The organism is Flavobacterium sp. B330r (assembly GCF_056824325.1).
The window spans coordinates 121,045-139,518 of sequence record NZ_CP124860.1; the positions used below are offsets into that span (position 1 = coordinate 121,045).

General features: G+C 31.9%; 19 protein-coding genes. 13 read left to right on the top strand and 6 right to left on the bottom strand.

The features are described from left to right. Positions 1–206: 206 nt before the first annotated feature. Positions 207–4,760, bottom strand: coding sequence for a translocation/assembly module TamB domain-containing protein (locus QLQ95_RS00495; RefSeq protein WP_320492022.1), 4,554 nt, complete (start codon positions 4,758–4,760; stop codon positions 207–209). 189 nt (positions 4,761–4,949) lie between these two features. On the opposite strand from QLQ95_RS00495, the gene tsaD reads away from it, so the two are divergent. The 8 genes from tsaD to QLQ95_RS00535 all read left to right on the top strand — a co-directional run bounded on the left by tsaD (position 4,950) and on the right by QLQ95_RS00535 (position 12,293). Next, positions 4,950–5,972 carry a tRNA (adenosine(37)-N6)-threonylcarbamoyltransferase complex transferase subunit TsaD gene (gene tsaD / locus QLQ95_RS00500; protein WP_129745714.1) on the top strand — a complete coding sequence of 341 codons (1,023 nt, stop codon included), beginning with the start codon at positions 4,950–4,952 and terminating at the stop codon, positions 5,970–5,972. A 3-nt stretch (positions 5,973–5,975) separates the two neighbouring features. Further along, on the top strand, positions 5,976–6,680 hold the full coding sequence (locus tag QLQ95_RS00505; RefSeq protein WP_482502160.1) for a 16S rRNA (uracil(1498)-N(3))-methyltransferase: 705 nt from the start codon (positions 5,976–5,978) through the stop codon (positions 6,678–6,680). Positions 6,681–6,824: 144 nt separating this feature from the next. Beyond that, positions 6,825–7,463, top strand: coding sequence for a DUF4159 domain-containing protein (locus tag QLQ95_RS00510; RefSeq protein WP_095930495.1), 639 nt, complete (start codon positions 6,825–6,827; stop codon positions 7,461–7,463). Between the two features lie 111 nt (positions 7,464–7,574). Then, the gene (locus QLQ95_RS00515) at positions 7,575–8,072 is read left to right on the top strand and encodes a TrmH family RNA methyltransferase (RefSeq protein ID WP_095930494.1); all 498 of its coding nucleotides are present in this window, start codon (positions 7,575–7,577) and stop codon (positions 8,070–8,072) included. 285 nt (positions 8,073–8,357) lie between these two features. Further along, the gene (locus QLQ95_RS00520) at positions 8,358–9,323 is read left to right on the top strand and encodes a zinc metalloprotease (protein WP_482502162.1); all 966 of its coding nucleotides are present in this window, start codon (positions 8,358–8,360) and stop codon (positions 9,321–9,323) included. 123 nt (positions 9,324–9,446) lie between these two features. Beyond that, a complete protein-coding gene (locus QLQ95_RS00525) occupies positions 9,447–10,538 on the top strand; it encodes an AI-2E family transporter (protein WP_095930492.1) in 1,092 nt (363 codons plus the stop codon). 2 nt (positions 10,539–10,540) lie between these two features. Further along, positions 10,541–11,722 carry a THUMP-like domain-containing protein gene (locus QLQ95_RS00530; RefSeq protein WP_482502164.1) on the top strand — a complete coding sequence of 394 codons (1,182 nt, stop codon included), beginning with the start codon at positions 10,541–10,543 and terminating at the stop codon, positions 11,720–11,722. A 4-nt stretch (positions 11,723–11,726) separates the two neighbouring features. Next, positions 11,727–12,293 carry a hypothetical protein gene (locus QLQ95_RS00535; RefSeq protein WP_095930490.1) on the top strand — a complete coding sequence of 189 codons (567 nt, stop codon included), beginning with the start codon at positions 11,727–11,729 and terminating at the stop codon, positions 12,291–12,293. A gap of 1 nt (position 12,294) precedes the next feature. Here the strand turns inward: QLQ95_RS00535 and QLQ95_RS00540 are convergent, their stop codons facing one another. After that, positions 12,295–12,942: a M15 family metallopeptidase gene (locus tag QLQ95_RS00540; protein WP_095930489.1), complete on the bottom strand. Its 648-nt coding sequence runs from the start codon at positions 12,940–12,942 to the stop codon at positions 12,295–12,297. Between the two features lie 206 nt (positions 12,943–13,148). On the opposite strand from QLQ95_RS00540, the gene QLQ95_RS00545 reads away from it, so the two are divergent. Beyond that, positions 13,149–13,670, top strand: a complete 522-nt coding sequence (locus QLQ95_RS00545) for a hypothetical protein (RefSeq protein ID WP_482502167.1) — start codon at positions 13,149–13,151, stop codon at positions 13,668–13,670. Positions 13,671–13,767: 97 nt separating this feature from the next. Here the strand turns inward: QLQ95_RS00545 and QLQ95_RS00550 are convergent, their stop codons facing one another. Further along, positions 13,768–14,871, bottom strand: coding sequence for a fatty acid desaturase family protein (locus tag QLQ95_RS00550; protein ID WP_482502169.1), 1,104 nt, complete (start codon positions 14,869–14,871; stop codon positions 13,768–13,770). Between the two features lie 169 nt (positions 14,872–15,040). Then, positions 15,041–15,370 carry a helix-turn-helix domain-containing protein gene (locus QLQ95_RS00555; protein ID WP_320492029.1) on the bottom strand — a complete coding sequence of 110 codons (330 nt, stop codon included), beginning with the start codon at positions 15,368–15,370 and terminating at the stop codon, positions 15,041–15,043. 119 nt (positions 15,371–15,489) lie between these two features. Between QLQ95_RS00555 and QLQ95_RS00560 the strand changes: the two genes are divergently transcribed. Further along, complete coding sequence (locus tag QLQ95_RS00560; protein WP_320492030.1) at positions 15,490–15,762, top strand: hypothetical protein; 273 nt, start codon at positions 15,490–15,492, stop codon at positions 15,760–15,762. Positions 15,763–15,804: 42 nt separating this feature from the next. Further along, complete coding sequence (locus QLQ95_RS00565) at positions 15,805–15,972, top strand: hypothetical protein (protein WP_482502172.1); 168 nt, start codon at positions 15,805–15,807, stop codon at positions 15,970–15,972. Between the two features lie 15 nt (positions 15,973–15,987). On the opposite strand, the gene QLQ95_RS00570 is transcribed toward QLQ95_RS00565, so the two are convergent. Next, positions 15,988–16,842, bottom strand: coding sequence for a phospholipase A (locus tag QLQ95_RS00570; RefSeq protein ID WP_482502174.1), 855 nt, complete (start codon positions 16,840–16,842; stop codon positions 15,988–15,990). Between the two features lie 76 nt (positions 16,843–16,918). Further along, entirely contained in the window at positions 16,919–17,437 is a 519-nt protein-coding gene (locus QLQ95_RS00575; protein WP_482502176.1) for an STM3941 family protein, read from the bottom strand. Between the two features lie 285 nt (positions 17,438–17,722). On the opposite strand from QLQ95_RS00575, the gene QLQ95_RS00580 reads away from it, so the two are divergent. Together QLQ95_RS00580 and QLQ95_RS00585 are read left to right on the top strand one after the other, a co-directional pair. After that, positions 17,723–17,893 (top strand): hypothetical protein, encoded by a 171-nt coding sequence (locus QLQ95_RS00580; RefSeq protein WP_172426921.1) that lies wholly within the window; start codon positions 17,723–17,725, stop codon positions 17,891–17,893. A gap of 6 nt (positions 17,894–17,899) precedes the next feature. Next, entirely contained in the window at positions 17,900–18,412 is a 513-nt protein-coding gene (locus QLQ95_RS00585; protein WP_320492033.1) for a PRC-barrel domain-containing protein, read from the top strand. The last annotated feature ends 62 nt before the right edge of the window (positions 18,413–18,474 follow it).

Here is an 18,474-nt window from a genome sequence, read left to right on the forward strand (position 1 = left end):
GTTTTTTCTAGGAAAAAATTTCATTAAAAATAATAAAACAGTATTTTTTTAATTAAATCGTCAAAATTAACAATACCCTGATGAAGTGTTATAAAAATCAGGATTTCCCGCTCACTTGGAAAATTCTATTAGAGCGCCTAAATTTAGCACAAAAAAAACCATTATCGAGAATAATGGTTTTATAAATGTCTATTTTTAACAAAGTGTTAATAATCGTTGTCTGGAATCAGCCCCTGATTGTTATTATTTGGAGTTTGTGTTTGCGACTGTTCCTTTTTCTTCTTTTCTTCTTCTTTCTTTCTTTTCTCCTCGTCTTCTTTTGCTTTCTTTTTATTTTTCTCCGAATCTTTTTTACTTGTAAAATTCATATAATCCGGATTTAGATAAGAATCCTGCATTTGATCGGCAGAAGAACCTTTTACCGCTTTTTCTATTTTATGGCTTTTAAACAGCTTATTGACAAGCTCGCTAAAGGTATCAAAATCTACTTCGTACGAAATACCGACTCCTTGCGTATAACCAATTCCTTGTCCTATATAATTAATGTCATTTTCTTTGTTGAATAAGCGAAGATTCATCGTACCGTCTTCATTTACACGATACAAAATCTCAATATCTCCAACAATAGCCGATTCGTTTACACCTCCAACAGGAACTCCCAATTTACCATTGATTGTAATTCGTTCATTTACCTGAGACGATATATTGGCTACAAACTGACCATCAACCTCCTGTCCTGTTCTTCTATCTGCTGCAATATAATTCAAGTCGATGTTTACTTTATCATTATCCGATTTGATAATTCCACCCAGCAAACTCGAAGCCGTTTCTGTTAATGTTCCAGAAAAATCTCCTTGACTAAATCCATCGGTACTCATAAACGAACCCGTTGACAATAAATAAAGTGCTTGTGTCTGACGAATATCTTTATCATCCAATTTATACTGTATTTCCGATTTTAAAACATTACTTACCGATGGGAACTGAATATCAAAATTAGGTTCTGGACTAGCCAAATCTCCTCTCAACCCAATAACAACTTCTACAGGAACTTTTTTATTGAATGAAGAAGTATTATCTAAAAGCACTGCTGGATTGGCCTGTGTTTTATAAACGGCTTCCAAATTCAGCTGGGCACGCATCGGGTTTCCTTCCCATATAATAGAACCTCCTTTTTTAACCGTAAACTTTTTATCGATAAGTCCGCCATATTTAAAGTTATAAGTTCCTTCGTATGCCTGGAAATCCCCCCACATATTAAATTTACCCAAAGTATTAATTTTAAATAAAAGCGATCCGTATCCTTTTCCTTTCATACCATGACCAGAATTTCGATCTAGAATAACTTCTACTTCGGCATCTGGCGTAATATCAAAATCAAATTCTAGCTCAAGTCCGTTATAGTCTCTGTTTTTTTCTATGATTCCGTTGGCGAGATTGTATTTTTCTTTTGGTGTTACAAAATGAATCCAGCTACTTTCTCCAACACTTTGCGTATTATTAATTGGAATCTTAACCTCGGTTCCTTTTTCAGATTTTGCATCTACCTTAATAAACAGAGCATCAACGGGACCTTTTATGCTGGCCGATCCGTTTATAAATGCCGTTCCGAAATAGGCCGCATCGTCGCTATCTTTTGTGTCGAGCGCTACTAATCGTTTAGAAGTAATATTTAAATCTAATTTCCAATCTCCAAAATTATTATGTTCAATACTTCCGTTCAGCAAACCTTTTGTATTGTATTTAGTATCTGTCAACTGATTATTCCTGAATAAAAATTTCTCATTCGTTAAATCAATTACCGTTCGATCGCTAAGTTCATAATCTGTATTGAGGTACGGAATGGTCATTCCTGCTTTTTCTACATATAAACGACCGTTGATTTCAGGTTTTTTCAAATTCCCAATCACAGCGGCATTTCCAGAAACAGAACCACGAACATTCGATAAAACGTCTCCGCCGATAGTTCCTAATGTAGCCAAATTGAAACCTTCAAGTTTCAGACTCATGTCCATAACTGTTTCTTTATTCTCTACTGCAAAAGTTCCGTTTGCCCTAAATGATTCTGTAAAACCATTTTGAATCGATGAATTAACTGTAAACTTTTTAAAGCTTTCATCTCCAGAAATATCAAAATTAAGCGTACCCAATTCTGTCTTATTCATAACCAGATGATCGATTTTTATGGATGCCGTGGGCTGATAAACATTTTTATTCTGTTTATAATTGACATTTCCATTCAAATTACCATCAAATACAAACTTGGAATTTACGGGTGTAATTTTATTAATATCAACATCTTCAAAAGTCAGTTCGAGATCTTTATAATCGGATCCTTTTATCACTCCGTTTAAATCAATTTTTTGGTTTTCGTGAGATAAAACGATATTATCAAATGTGAAGTTTTTAAAAAATTGATCAATTATAATCTGATTATCTTTTTCAGCATCTTCATTTAAGTACCAGATATAATCCTTAAACTTCATTTCAGATTTCTTGATCCCGACAATATTGTTTTTACTCTTATCTATAGTATGGTATAAATCTAGATTAAAGTAATCTTCGCCCTGATTTCCTCCTTTAAACTCCGAACGCACATAAAGAGTATCGTTTGATGTGACATTAATCAAATTGAAATCACGTATTTTATAATAAGGCGTCTTAATACTATCTAATTCGACATATGCATTATAAAGCGGGTTCTTATTATCAATATTAATACGGATATTATCAAAAGTGTTTTTGTCTGCCGTAATTTTTTTAGATCTAAAACGAAATTTAAATTCTTGCAAATCAGAATCAATCTTTCCGCGCACAACGGTAGACGAATCAATATTTATTTGCGGATAAAGCATTTCGACGACTTTATCGTAAACACGGAAATTAAAGCGTAAAAACTGTCCTTTTCTAACTTTATAAGGCTTGTAATTGGTATATAAACTACCGACAGAATTCATAACCAATTTATCCAATTGATCAAATCTAAATTTACCCACAATTTTTCCGTCAACCACATCATTCGAACTAATCGTGATGGTTCTCAAACGATCAGCATCAAAACTAGAGTTCAAATTCACCTGATCAAAAACGTAAGTCGATTTTGGGTTTTCATATTCTGCATCATTAATAAAAATGTCTCCTTGCAGATTTTCGATAGAATTTCCAGTTAATTGAACGACAACATCTCCTTTAAAACGCGAAATCGAATCTTTGACAAACTTAAGTTTTCGCAAATCTGAATTTTCAACATTGATATGAAAATCATAACGATTCTCTTTTTTGCTCAAATCCAGTAAGCCATCAAAACTTAAATTCAAGTTCGGATCGTTTATCGCAATTTGACCTTTATAATAAGGAAGCTTAAAGTTTCCGTTTACTACTATATTATTGTAGGTGTATTTATTGTAATCCAGTTTCGCAATATCTCCTTTAATAACTGTATTCAAATATTTCTCAGTAAAACCAACTCCATCCACATCAAGATTCAATGTAGTTCTGCCTATATCTTTTCTGCTTAAAACAGTTCCGACATCAAAATTCGTTAAAATAATATTCCCAGAATAAGAAGCGCGATCAATAAAGTCCATATTATTCATATGAAGATCAACCTGCCCATTTCCAATATCGGTAGCAATTTTAAAAGCTGTTTCTAGTTCTGTGGTCGTTACTTTTGCTTTTCCAACAATATTAAACTTACCAATTTTCTTCATTTCGATCGGAAGTTTTTTGCCTAAAACTCCTGGAAGTAAAATCACTAAATCATCATAACTAGAAAGCAGTTTATCAAATTTTCCATCCATAGAAAACTTCTGCTCTTTGCTGCCTAAAAGATTTCTAAAATTGATTGTTCCATTAATTTTTGATCCGTTTGTATCGCTTAATCTTAACTTTGTAAGCGTCATATTATTTAACGGACCATCTAGTTTTGTTTTTAGTTTAAAATGCTGATTTTTACCCAAACCATCATAAAAATAACGGATATCGTTTGTTGCAATTGAAGAAGAATCTATCACAACATTAAATCGAACTTTATCTGTAAAATCAAGAAAATCTGACGGCTTATAATTTAAGATGGCTAAACCATAAATAGAGGATCTTTTGGTTTTAATAGCCAGATTTTCAACTTTAATCTGTTTTTTAGTATAACTAAATTTTCCCGCAAAATTAGAAACATACAAACCGCGGTGATCCATAAAAGAAAATCGGTGAATGTTTGTATTTACATCTGGCCCATACAATTTAAACTCACTGATGTAGGCATTTAGTTTTGTAAAATCCAAAAATTGAGGTGTAGTTTTATTTTCATCGACAACAGAAAACCTTCCTTTTTCGATATAAGCATTCTTTGCCGTTAGCAAAAAATGTTTCGTCGATTTTTTCTTAGGAGTATTTTCAACTTCAAAAGCCTGTATAAACTTATTGATGTTGTTCTCGTCTTCGCCTTTGTAGGTTTTCAGATTAAAAATTAAACCTGTTAAACGCAAATCTCCAAAAATTAAATCTCCGTCCAACAATCTGCTAAAACTAGCAATATCGGTAGTAATGATATCCGAATAAATCATCGTTTTTTTATGATGATCTAAAATCGTTACATTCTTCAATTTTACTCCTCCAAAAATATTAATTGCCGTTTTTTCGACATTAATATTAACCTTGTAATCTTCGTTTAATGAGTTGGTAACATAGTTGGCTATCTGCGTCTGAACGACAGGAAGAGATAGTATGATAGCGAGCGCTAACAAAAGTAAAATCAATCCCATTAGGATTCGTGATATTATTTTCTTTACTCTTTTGATAGCTTCTTTATTTTTAGTTTTTCTTTTAATTTATTTTGAACAGACAAAGTACGGCTGTTTTTGATAAAAATTCTTTAATTTTGGGGCACTGCTTAAATCAAAGAAATATAATCATTTGATTTGTCAAATATAATTCAAAATTTGTGCCTTTATATGCAAAATCCAGAGGTTTTTATTCTAGCCATCGAAAGTTCATGCGATGATACTGCTGCCGCGGTTTTACATAACGACAAAGTATTGTCAAATGTTGTTGCCAATCAATTAATTCATAATCAATACGGAGGTGTTGTTCCTGAATTGGCTTCCCGAGCGCATCAGCAGAATATTGTCCCTGTGATCGATGCTGCACTTCGTAAAGCAAATGTACAAAAAGAACAGTTAAGCGCAATCGCGTTTACGCAAGGACCAGGATTAATGGGCTCTTTATTGGTGGGGACTTCCTTCAGCAAATCATTATCATTGGCTTTAAATGTGCCGCTAATTGCTGTAAATCATATGCATGCTCATATCTTAGCTCATTTTATTGATGAAGAAGGATATGATAAACCAGAATTTCCTTTTTTAGCTTTAACCATTAGTGGAGGACATACTCAGATTGTAAAAGTGAATAGTTTTTTTGATATGGAAATTATCGGAGAAACCACAGACGACGCTGTAGGTGAAGCATTTGACAAAAGCGCTAAAATTCTTGGACTTCCTTATCCTGGCGGACCTTTGATTGATAAATATGCAAAAGAAGGAAATCCGAAAGCGTTTCCTTTTACAAAACCGAAAGTTCCAGGATTAGATTTTAGCTTCTCTGGATTAAAAACAGCTATTTTATATTTCATTCAAAAGAACAAACAGCAAAATCCGAATTTTATTGAAGAAAATCTGAACGATATTTGTGCTTCTATTCAGCATACGATTATCGAAATCTTGATGGATAAAATAAAATTAGCTGTAAAAGAAACCGGAATTACACAAATTGCAATTGGCGGTGGAGTTTCAGCAAATTCAGGAATTAGAAATACACTGAAAGAGACCGAAAGCAAATACGGATGGAAAACTTTCATTCCGAAATTTGAATATACAACAGACAATGCTGCAATGATTGGAATTGTAGGATACCAAAAATACTTATCTAATCGTTTTGAAACTTCTGCTGTAGTTTCTAAAGCAAGAATCGAATTTTAAATCATGCAATTATTCTTTAATCCGAATATAGACGAAACAACCGAAAGCTTCTCTTTTGACAAGGAAGAAAGCCGTCATATCATAAAAGTCCTTAGAAAAAAAGATGCAGATATTCTGCATGTGACAAATGGTTCTGGGCTATTGTTTGAAACTCAGATTACATTGGCTTCAGACAATAAATGTATTGTTGAAGTCCTTAACATTACGAATGCCGAAAAACCAAAGTTTCATTTGCACTTGGTTGTTGCTCCAACTAAAATGAACGATCGTTTTGAATGGTTTCTGGAAAAAGCTACCGAAATTGGAATTCAGGAAATCACTCCTATTTTCTGTGATCGTTCTGAAAGAAAAGTGATTAATCGAGATCGTTTTGAAAAAATCATTCTTTCGGCAATGAAACAATGCAACGAAACATTTCTTCCGAAATTAAATGAAGCGATTTCGTTTAAAGAATTTATTAAGCAAAAGCAAAATGGTTTACAGTTAATTGCGCATTGTGAAGAAACCGACAAAAAATCGCTGAAAGAGGTTTTAAAACCCAAAGAAGATGTTACGATCTTAATTGGTCCTGAAGGTGATTTTTCTGAAAAAGAAATTGCATTGGCATTAGAAAACAATTACAAGCCCGTAACTTTAGGAAATACACGTTTAAGAACAGAAACGGCAGCTATTGTGGCTTGTCATAGTGTTGTTTTTTTTAATGAATAATTAACCGCAAAGTTTGTCATCCTGAGGAACGAAGGATCTCACTCGATTACACAAAGATTGGCGGCAAACTATGCAGAATTTCTAGTGTGATTTCTCCTTCGTCGAAATGACAAAAAATGCGAAAACAAGATATTTAAAACTTACATGAAAAAAATATTCTATTTATTATTCCTTTTTTCAATCTCTTCTTTTTCACAAGAAATTGCTTTGCTTAAATACAGTGGCGGTGGCGATTGGTATGCAAATCCTACTTCTTTGCCTAATCTTATTAGTTTTTGCAACGCTAATATTAATACCCGCATAAAAAACAAACCTTCGACTGTAGAACCAAGCAATCCAGATTTATTTTCGTATCCGTTTGTACACATGACAGGACACGGAAATGTAGTTTTTAGCGATGCCGACGTAACAAACTTGAGAAATTATCTAAGTGCTGGTGGTTTTCTGCATATTGATGACAATTACGGAATGGATCAATTTATTAGAAAAGAAATCAAAAAGATATTCCCAAATAATAGTTTAGTCGAAATTCCAGCAAATCATCCTATTTTTCAAAAGCCTTTTCCTTTTCCAAACGGATTGCCGAAAATTCACGAACACGACGGAACGCGTCCGCAGGCATTTGGAATTTTTATAGACAATAAACTCGTTTTACTTTATACGTACGAATGTGATTTAGGCGACGGCTGGGAAGATCCAGAAGTTCATAATGATCCAGCAAACGTAAGAGACAAAGCCTTAAAAATGGGCGCAAACATTATCAATTATATTTTTACTAATTAGTGACTAGTCCCAAGTGATTATTAATTCATCAATTTAAAAAAACAACCTCACCTCTCAACGCTATTCACTTATTACTAATCACTATTTACCATTCACTTTTCACTAAAAAAAATGCAACTGACTCACGAAGAAAATCAATTTGAAAGAAAAACATTTCCCATTACTTTAGTTTGTGATCATATTTACTTTCAGCAGAATATTGGTTCTTTGTTCCGAATTTCTGAAGCTTTTGGAGTTGAAAACATTATTTTCTACGGAAAAGATATTCCGCTGACGCCTCGTAAAATCAATAAAACTTCTAGAAGCACGCATCTTCATGTAGCACATTCTGTTGTTGAAGATTTTACTGCGCTTCAATCTTTTCTACTGGATAATGATTTTGAAATTATCTCTCTGGAAATCGCTTCTAATAGCAAACCTTTAAAAGAAGTTTCTATTCCGAAAAATAAAAAAATAGCGCTTTTAATAGGAAGCGAAATCAACGGAATATCTGAAGAACTTCTAAAACTTTCTCATCAAATCGTGCATATCAATATGTTTGGCAAAAACAGCAGTATGAATGTGGTTCAGGCTGCCAGTATTGCGCTTTATGAGATTACTTCTTTATAAAAATTCTTTTTCTAGTCATTTTATTTCATTTTTAAATCAATTTAATCGTTTTAAATTATCGTTAAACGACAGATAATCACGACGAAATACATTTTAAAAACATTAAAGAAAGAAAAAACTTATTAATATTTTTTACCTAAATTTTGTAGGAATCAGTATTTGTAAGGGTTCGTAAAATTTCTGACAAAATAATCTTTGTAATATTTTTCTACAATATTTTTTTGTTATAAAATTGCTGCAATATTTAACTAATCAACAATTTTATAACAAAAAACCCAAATTATTATGAAAAAAGTTATTGTTACCACATTTGTAGCCTTAATGCTATTTGCTTGTCAAAATGACCAATCAGCAGAATCTGCTAATCCAGATGCGAGTGTTGCTTCTAGAAGAGGATGCGCAACACAAGACGTTTTAGAAGCGCAATTAAAAGCTGATCCATCTTTGGCAATCAGAATGAATGAAATCGAAACTTTTACTGTGCAACACGCTGGTACAAATTTCACGGGCCGTTTGGTAAATGGAAAAATTGAAATTCCAGTTGTGGTAAATGTTCTATATAGAACTACTGCAGAAAATATTTCAAACACACAAATTCAATCACAAATTGATGTTTTAAACAAAGATTTTAATGCTTTAAACTCAGATTACAATAATGTACCAGCATTATTCTCAGGAGTTAAAGCTAACATCGGAATTACTTTTGTTTTAGATCAGGTTATTAGAAAATCTACAACTAAAACTTCTTGGGGAACAAATGACGCTATGAAAAAAACAGCTCAAGGTGGACTTGCTCCAACTTCTCCAACTACAAAATTAAACATGTGGTCTTGCAACATTGGAGGCGGAATTTTAGGATATGCTCAATTTCCTGGCGGTGCTTCTTCTACTGACGGAGTTGTAATTGATTCTCGTTACTTCGGATTATCTGGTTCTGCAAATGCTCCATTTAACTTAGGAAGAACTGCAACACACGAAGTGGGCCACTGGATGAATTTACGTCACATTTGGGGAGATGCAACTTGCGGAAGCGATCTTGTTGCCGATACTCCTACTCATAATACAGCAAACTATGGAGTTCCTTCATATCCACACTACAGCACTTGTTCTGGAACACCTGTAGAAATGACAATGAACTATATGGATTATGTTGATGACGCAGCAATGTACATGTTTTCAACAGGTCAGAAAAACAGAATTTCAGCTATTTTTACGACTGGAGGAGCTAGAGCCTCTTTTGCACAACCATAATAAAAAAACTTAATTAAAGGCGAGATGAAATCATCTCGCCTTTTTTTTTGCCAATTATTTTAGAACTCCCGAAGATTAGAAATATAAATGCTTTTCCTTATATTTATAATCTAAATTTTAAGCATGATCACGTCAAAAACTATTTCAAACGGAATTTTAAGAGCTTTAGCTACAATCTTAATAATTGGCATCATTTTATACTTTTTATATGAAATACAAACTGTTATTGTTTATTTGTGCATTTCTTTAATACTATGTTTAATTGCGAATCCGTTAGTTTTATTTTTAAAGAATAAATTAAAATTCAGCAATTCGTTGGCGGCCACCACCACCATCATCCTTTTTATATTTCTAATTGTAGGTTTCATCCTTTTGTTTGTTCCTTTAATTATTTCGCAAGCCAATAATTTAGCATTGCTAGATACTGCACATCTTCAAACCAATTTTATAGAGGCAGAAAGACACCTTGAGGAATACTTTAATATTCAGCACATTGATTTGAATAAAGTGATAAAAGATTCTAAACTTACTTCTGTTTTAGATTTCAGTTATTTTACAGGATTCATCAATTCGATAATCAATTTTATGGCCAATATGGGAATGGGATTGGTTTCTGTATTTTTTATTACTTTCTTTTTTATTAAAGATCAGGATATCTTTAAAGATCAAGCAAGAAGAATATTACCAGACTCTAATGAAGATAAAATCTTAAATTCCATTACCAAAATAAATCATTTACTGACTCGCTATTTCATTGGTTTATTATTGCAATTGATTGTTGTTTTTATTCTTTACTTAATTGTCTTACTGATCTTTGGAAATAAAAATGCCTTTGTAATTGCCTTCTTATGTGCCATTTTAAATATAATACCATATTTGGGCCCAATTATCGGAACCACTTTGGCTGGGCTACTAACCATGATAAGTATGATCGGAAAAGATTTTCAATCAGAAATTCTTCCTACAACCATTTATGTCATTATTGGCTTTTTAGTGGTTCAGGCCATTGACAATAATGTTAGCCAGCCCATAATTTCGTCAAAAAGTGTAAATTCGCACCCATTAGAAATATTCTTGGTTATATTAATCAGCGGTATTACGTTTGGAATTGTAGGCATGATCATAGCAATTCCTGTTTTTACCATGATTAAAGTAATTTTAAAAGAATTTTTTCCTAATAATAAAATTGTCTCCGTATTAACCGAAAGAATTTAGCTTTGAATACTTCTATTTTGCATCCAGAAATACAGGAATTTATAATCCAAAATACTGGTGCAGATGTAACAAAATTGGCGTTGCAAAAAAATCCGTTTCCAGAGTTGGATTGGATTTTAATTTTAAATCAAATTGAAGCCCGAACAAAGGCCAAAGAAAAACTGCCGACTTGGTTTGCTACGGAAAATATAATTTACCCGAGCAAAATATCAGTAGAACAAACTTCTTCAGAAAAAACAGCGGCTTACAAAGCTTCTTTAATTTCTGGCGAATCTTTAATTGATTTAACCGGAGGTTTTGGTGTTGATGATTATTATTTTTCGAAAAAATTTAAATCGATAACCCATTGCGAAATAAACGAAGAATTATCTGCCATTGTATCGCACAATTTTAAACAGTTAAAAGTTGAAAATTGCACTTTTCATGCTGGCGATTCTCTTCATTTATTAGAAGAAAACAATCAGAAATTTGACTGGATTTATATTGATCCTTCAAGAAGAAATGACAGCAAAGGCAAAGTTTTTATGCTGAAAGATTGTCTTCCTAATGTTCCAGAATTGCTTGATTTTTATTTCGAAAAATCGGATCATATTTTAATTAAAACAGCACCGCTATTAGATATTTCAGCGGGATTGTCAGAACTAAAAAATGTAAAGAATATTCATATTATAGCGCTCGAAAACGAAGTTAAGGAACTGCTTTTTGAAATCCATAAAGGTTATTCAGGCAACGTAACTTTAAAAACTGCTAATATTCTAAAAGAAAAAACAGAAGTTTTTGAGTTTGTTTTAGGCGATCAAATCTCGTATCCGTCCTTTGATTTTCCTAAGAAATATCTTTACGAACCCAACGCCGCAATTATGAAATCTGGTGGTTTTGATGAAGTAAGCATCACTTTTCAAATGGATAAACTTCATAAACATTCTCATTTATACACTTCTGAAGATTTAATTGATTTTCCAGGAAGAAAATTTGAGATTCAAAAAGTTATTTCATACAACAAAAATGAAATGAAGAGTGAGCTGGCAAATCAGCAGGCGAATATTACGACTCGCAATTTCCCCGAGACGGTAGAAAACATTAGAAAAAAGTGGAAAATAAAAAATGGCGGTAATTTGTATTGTTTTTTTACAACTGATGTAAAAGCTAACAAAATAGTTTTAATTTGCACCAAAATAAACTAATACAATGAAACAACTAATTACACTAACTCTTTTTTTATTGACTATTACCTCATTTGCACAAAAACCATGTGAATACAGTGTAAATGTAAATGACTCAATTGGAAGCTATAAAGTAACCAATGAGTATTTAATGAGCGAAAAATATTTTGGAGGAAACTTTGATTATATTTTCTTTTCATTAGCACAAACCGACGGATTGCCAACTTTAAATCTTCAGGCTATTCAAAAAAGTAAAGATTTTATTAAGGCAAACTGTTTTGATAAAAATTCAAAAATCTTTTTACAATTAGAAAACGGAAAAATTGTAACCTTAATGCATATCAACCAAGAAAATTGCGGAACATTAATTCGTGATGATAAAGGTTTTAATAATCGTGTAAATACAGGAATTTTCATGTTCATGAAAGACAATTACGAGGAACTAAAAAAATCTCCGATCTCGATTATGCGAATAAAGTACTTGACCAACATAGAAGATTATGTTGTAAAACGAGAGTTAACATCTGAGTTAACAGGAAAGGTTACCAATCCGAATACTTATTTCATGCAAAATATTAGATGCGTTGAGTAAATCAATCGCATTTCCATTTTTGATTGGAAACTTTATCTTTTAAACCTGCTTTTAAATTATAATGCCACCACTCAGAATCAAATGAATTGAAGCCATTTTTAATCATTGTATTTTTTAAATAAGTTCTTTTTGAAAGAATCTCTTCTGAAAGCTGTTTAAAATTATGACTGGCCATAATTCCAAAAAAATCAAAAGAAGTTCCCATATCCACTTCTTTTCCTGTTATATCAACCAAAGAAATATCTACGGCTCCTCCTCTATTGTGGATGGAGCCTTTTTTTGGATCTGCAACATAAGTAGGATTCGACACAATCTCCCACATTTTTTTTTGGATATCTAAAGGTCTGTAGCAGTCAAATAATTTAATGCGGTATCCTTTCTTCAAAAAATCATTATTGGCCGCAATTAAAGCTTTTACCGTCTTTAAACGAAGCATGCATTCTGCGCAGTCGTATACTTTAGTTTTTAGAAAATTATCTTCCGTTGCATATTTCATATCATAGACAAAATCATTGCTATAATCTCTTAGGTTTACAAAAGTCGTATCTGAGATTTTAGCTTCAGATGAAGATACATAAGCTTCATTTTGCGCTTGTAAAGAGCTAATTCCGAAAAGAAAAAAAACTAAAATTTTCAAAGTGTGATTCATTCCCTAATAATTTAAAAAATTGAAATTAAACAAAAAATATTAAAAATCGATTCTTAAGGTTTCTCTTTAAAGCTAAAAATTAGTTTTTTGAGTCCGAAATCCATCATAAATTACTTTCAAAACAAAAAATATTTTTAATATCTTTATGAAAACTAGATTATTACGACTTTGTATATTAAATTATTAATTCAAAAAAAATCAGTTATATGAATTACAGAGCCACATACATTTCGACAATTATATTGAGCAGTTTACTCTTTGTTTCGTGCAAAAAAGAAAGCTTTAAAAGTATTCCCAAAACAGATTCTACTTCAATAAAAACAGAAGCGTTAAAAGAAGACAGCATTGTTTTAAATCCAAATGATTCTTTATATGCTTTAGCTGATAAAAGTGTTATCGGAACTCAGTTTTTGACCAAAAGCAAGTTGGCCCCAAGATTAAAAAAACTATTAGGAACTGACTATGATCAAATGGTAGCAAACTGGAATACCGAAACTCCTTTTGAGAAACAAGATAATATACTGCACGCTTGGGGATGCAAACAGCACGACTGCAGCAATTATTCGTACGATTTGTATATTGATGTTAAAAACAATAAAATTAATGTCTACAAATTTGCCGAATCAAAACTAACGGTATTTAAAGAAGATAATTTTGATATTGAAATCAAAGACAACCTTCTAAAAGACTTGAACATTAAAAAGGAAAATATCCCAAATAAAAAATAAGCGAAGCGTTAAAAAAGTATCGCTCCGCTGGAACAAATTCAAAAAAAGTCTGGTTCAATAATGAACCAGACTTTTTTTATAAAATAGCTTTTAATACCTATATCTCTCCTGTAACTAAAATATTTTCTTTTACCCCTTTGTTTTTCAACATTCTAAAATGAGAACGAACGGCATGATAAAATGGATAGGAAGTATAAGGCAAATCATATTCTGCTGCATATCGTTTTATAATTGGCGTAATATAAGGATAGTACGTGTGCCCAACCGCTGGGAAAAGATGGTGTGCCACGTGATGCGTAAATCCGCCGTATAAAAAATTAGCTAATTTGCTTTCTGTACTAAAATCTTTAGTTACAATCATTTGATGTACCACCCAAGTATCAGAAAGGTTTCCGTCTTCATCTGTACCCGGAAAATGAGCATCTTCATCAACGTGGGTCGAAACCAGCGCCACAACCCCAATTGCACTTCCGCATAAATGCATAGACAGCCAAGCGAAAAGAACGGTATACCAAGGCTGATTTAAAAGCATCATTGGAACAAAAAGCAAGTAAGCTAAATTAATAATCTTGGCCGCAAACATTCTGTAAACTTCTTGTCTCGGAATCTTGTCGACTACTCTTTTAACATAATTATCCTTGGTACCAAAAAAGTCTTTAAAATCTCTAATATAGAGCCAGTTTAAGCTATAAAGAGGATAAATAAACCACATGTAAATATGCTGATACTTGTGGTAATTAAACAATGGACTGTTTGGGAATATTCTAATAATATCGCTCTGTTTGATATCGACATCCCAATCGGGCACGTTTGGATAAGCATGATGCAAACTTATATGACGTCGCATCCAGAGCCAATGATTGCTCCCAAAGAGTTCTAAAACATACAAAAACCATTCATTATGCTTTGGCTTTTTGAACAAAGCTCCATGTGCAGCATCATGAAAAGCATTTATAAATAAGACAATCATTGTAATACCAGCCAAAATGTAAAAAAGAAATAGTAATGGGGTCTGGTTGCCGAAAATTAAAATACAGGCATAGAATAAAAAAAATACTGCTAAAAGTCCGAGGGACTTTACAACATTTAATACATATAAAGACGAGTTTTTTAAGACCGTTTCATTCACTTCTAAACGCATCTTTTTAAAAAAATCATCTGTTCCTGGTTTAACATAAACCGGTCGTTTTAATTTTTCCATATTGGTTACTGCTAGAAATTGCTAACCAAATTTAATAAAAAAAAACTTAACCTCTTAGAATACATTCAACTAAAAATCAAGTATTTCACAACAAAAAACCACTCTAAAAGAGTGGTTAAATTAATACTGTAAAATTTAGAATTGTTAGATATTTTTGGGAAACCATTTACTATTCCTCAAACTTTTTGTTTGCTAATCGCAGCCTAATATCATGAATTCGACCTTCTATTTCTTGCAAATCATTTAAAATAGTTTGCTTTTCATAAACTGCTCCAGCTTCATTAACCAAATTTTGCTCATCGGGAGCAAAAAGATCATTCAAATCTACATCCGGAAAGTTTTTACTTAAGCTAAGAATAAATTCAGAACCTATATTAGCTGTTCCATGTAAATACCTTCCAATCATTGCAGGGCTAAATCCTAAAATTGCCCCGACTTCCTTCTGCTTTAATCCTTTATCCCTAAAGAATTTACTTAGTTTCTCGTGATACATCATCATTAAAATTCAAACAAAATATAGTTAAAATATATTTTTTAACATTAAAAAGAACACTAAATATAATAATATTCTTACATTTACACAGACTAACAACCATGCCGTTAATAATTAGCAAATATATGTCAAAATTAATCAATAATAGCAATTTTAAAGAAGATAATTCTCACAATAAAAAAGCTTATGAATTTATAGATAAGCATTTACCTGTAACCTATGTTGACCTTACTATCGCTTGCATCGTCAAAAAAGGACTGCCTACTCCCACTAAGTCATTAATTAGAAACGTAAGAAATAAAACAATATTAAGAAATGATATTTTGCTAGCGTTAGTAGAAGTTGCATATGAAAACAAACAAGCTATTGAAAAAATAAAACTTTTAACGTCTCAATAAATTTAAGATCTAGAAAATCAAATAAATCCTAACAACAATATTATGTCTTCTACGAACAATAAAAGCAAAAAGACACTTCAGTCAAAAAAAGATATTGAAAATGACCAATATAATAGTTCTATTAAATTGTACGGAATGACTTTGGAGCAATACCATCAAGGTAAAACGATCCATTCTCAGTGTTTTGATCAGCTCAAAAAATTCAAATAAATAATTTACAGCAATTTAAAAGATGCCCATTCCTTCCGGCTTAATTGTAAAACCTATACGCACCATATTAGTATGTTCCTGATAATCTATTAAACTTTCCGTGTAACCAATAAACCATTGAAGAGTGACGTAGTAATTTTCATTTTTATAAGGTCGCCAATTAAGCTGTGTCTGCAGAGATCCGTAATTAATAAGCCCACTGCCTTTCCTAAAGAGAACATCTGCGCTCCAACGTCCCGGTTTTATCTGATAAGTCGCACTGGCTTCTCCATAACCAACATATTGCGTTAATCCTGGATTATCATCTTTATCAACAATAGGAATCCAGCCTCTTATTCCAACAACCCATCTTGGCGAAACTTGAGATTTTAATGAAAAAGCGATCATATTCCATGTTCGGGAATAAATGGAGTCTCTACCATTTGACTCGTGTTCAACTGAAATCGACCCGTATGTTAATCTCCCTCCTTTTAAATAAAAAGGCCGAACAATCGCAACTCCCGGATTAAAGTTAATTTCTGAGAAAGGCTTAGAGCTCGCATATATATCCCAAAAAGCTTTTTGGGTATACATTAAGTAGGGGAAAAATCCACCCCATAAAGGCTTAGAATTTAATCTTAGTTTGAAACTAACTTGATACTTTACGTCTGCAGAGTTTCTTGTTATAGGCTCATCTAAAGGAATTCCTGTCAAAAAGTAATTATCTTTATGAACCGAAAAACTATTTTCTTTCAATAAAGAATCTGCTGCTCGAAAATTCTTTTTTTCTTCAACAATTTGAGAATTAGATTTAAAAGATATTAAAATCAGGAATATTGATAAATATTTAAAATGCATTAAACGTGTAAATTTGAAGTTATTTGATGTCATTTACACTAAGTTAAGCTATTTTAATAATTAAAAAAAATAATAAACCCCACCACTTCACAATAATTTTTCTAAGATTTTATTTTTTCCAATTACTTACAAACAAGTCATAAAGAGCATTTTCATTCATATCAATTTCTGAAGCCGAGTACATTATATTCAATTTCGAATTTTGTTCATCAAAAGCCAGTTTCCAAAGAAACTTAGAAGCACGGCCGTAATACTTGTTTACATTATCAATTGTAACGGCAATTAAAGTATCACCACCTACTTTCTTTAATTGCAAATCGGTAACATCTTGCCACTCTATTCTTCCAAAAGCTTTGGCCACTGGAGTCGTTCTTCCAGAAAAACCATTTGAATCTATATGAATTAAAGGAGATTTATCTTTTATACTGGCAAGAATTTTAAATATCAAAACAAGCATTATTAAAAGAATCGCACCAGAAACAATCGAAAGTTTTACTTTAAATACTCCATCAAAAGTTCCTATGCCGTATAAAAGCATAATCGCTATTAAAATACTGATTCCGCTAGCATATAAAAGTAAGTTTCTGGTTTTCTTAGAATTTCGGTATAATTTTATTTCTTCATTCATGGGGCGTAGTAAAAATTTTTCGTTTGTTATGAGACTTAAAAATGAACAAGCAATTTACTTCAAAATAATTTAAGAATACAAGAAACTCCCTTAGACATTGGGTTAATTAAAGTAACAAAACCAATTTCAAAAATTACGTTTGAAGCAATTAAGCTTGCAAAACATTATAAATCAATTTTCTAGCTGGGAATTCTATAAATTCTACCTGAAATTAAATACTTTCAAACGCAATCTCCATTTGTACCTTTATTATAAAATTAAATATTCATAATAAAAATAAAGGTTATGGCAGAAATTAAAATTGAGAAAAAGAAGCCAATTTGGCCGTGGATTGTAGCAGTCCTATTAATCTCAGCACTTGTATATTATGTCTTTTTGAGAGATGATCAAGTGCGAAATGAAAACAAAATGGAAATCGAAAACAATTCTAGTGTAGACAGCACAGCAAATTATTAAGAAACTATGGAAAATAAAGATAGAAATTTATACAGATTAGATGAGCTTTCTGATTATAAAGTTGCCTCAAACTATTCGGATGTAAGAGGTTGGAAAATTGTAGACGGAGACAACCGCACAATAGGAAAAATTGATAATCTTTGGGTTAATAAAGATATGCAACGAGTTGTTTATCTTGACGTTAATCTAGATAAAGGATTAATAGAAGACAGTCGTAATGAAGTACATGATGCAATTGCGAATGAAAACGGAAGGGAATTTATATACAAAGATGGAGACAGCCATATTATTATACCAATTGGTTCTGTCAGCATAAATAAAGACACTAAAATTGTCATGGCCAACAATATTGGATATGATACATTTAGAAAAACAAGCAGATATAACTGGCAAAATGATTTTGATAGGGAGTACGAAAGAAGAGTATTGAATTCTTATTATCCAACTGAAGAATCGCGCCTTGCTTCTGAAAGTAATGATGATACTTTTTACAAACGTAAAGAATTTGACAATTATTGATAAATGTGATTTGCATTAAAAACAAATCTTACAAACGAATAAAGACCAAGCATTCAAGAATG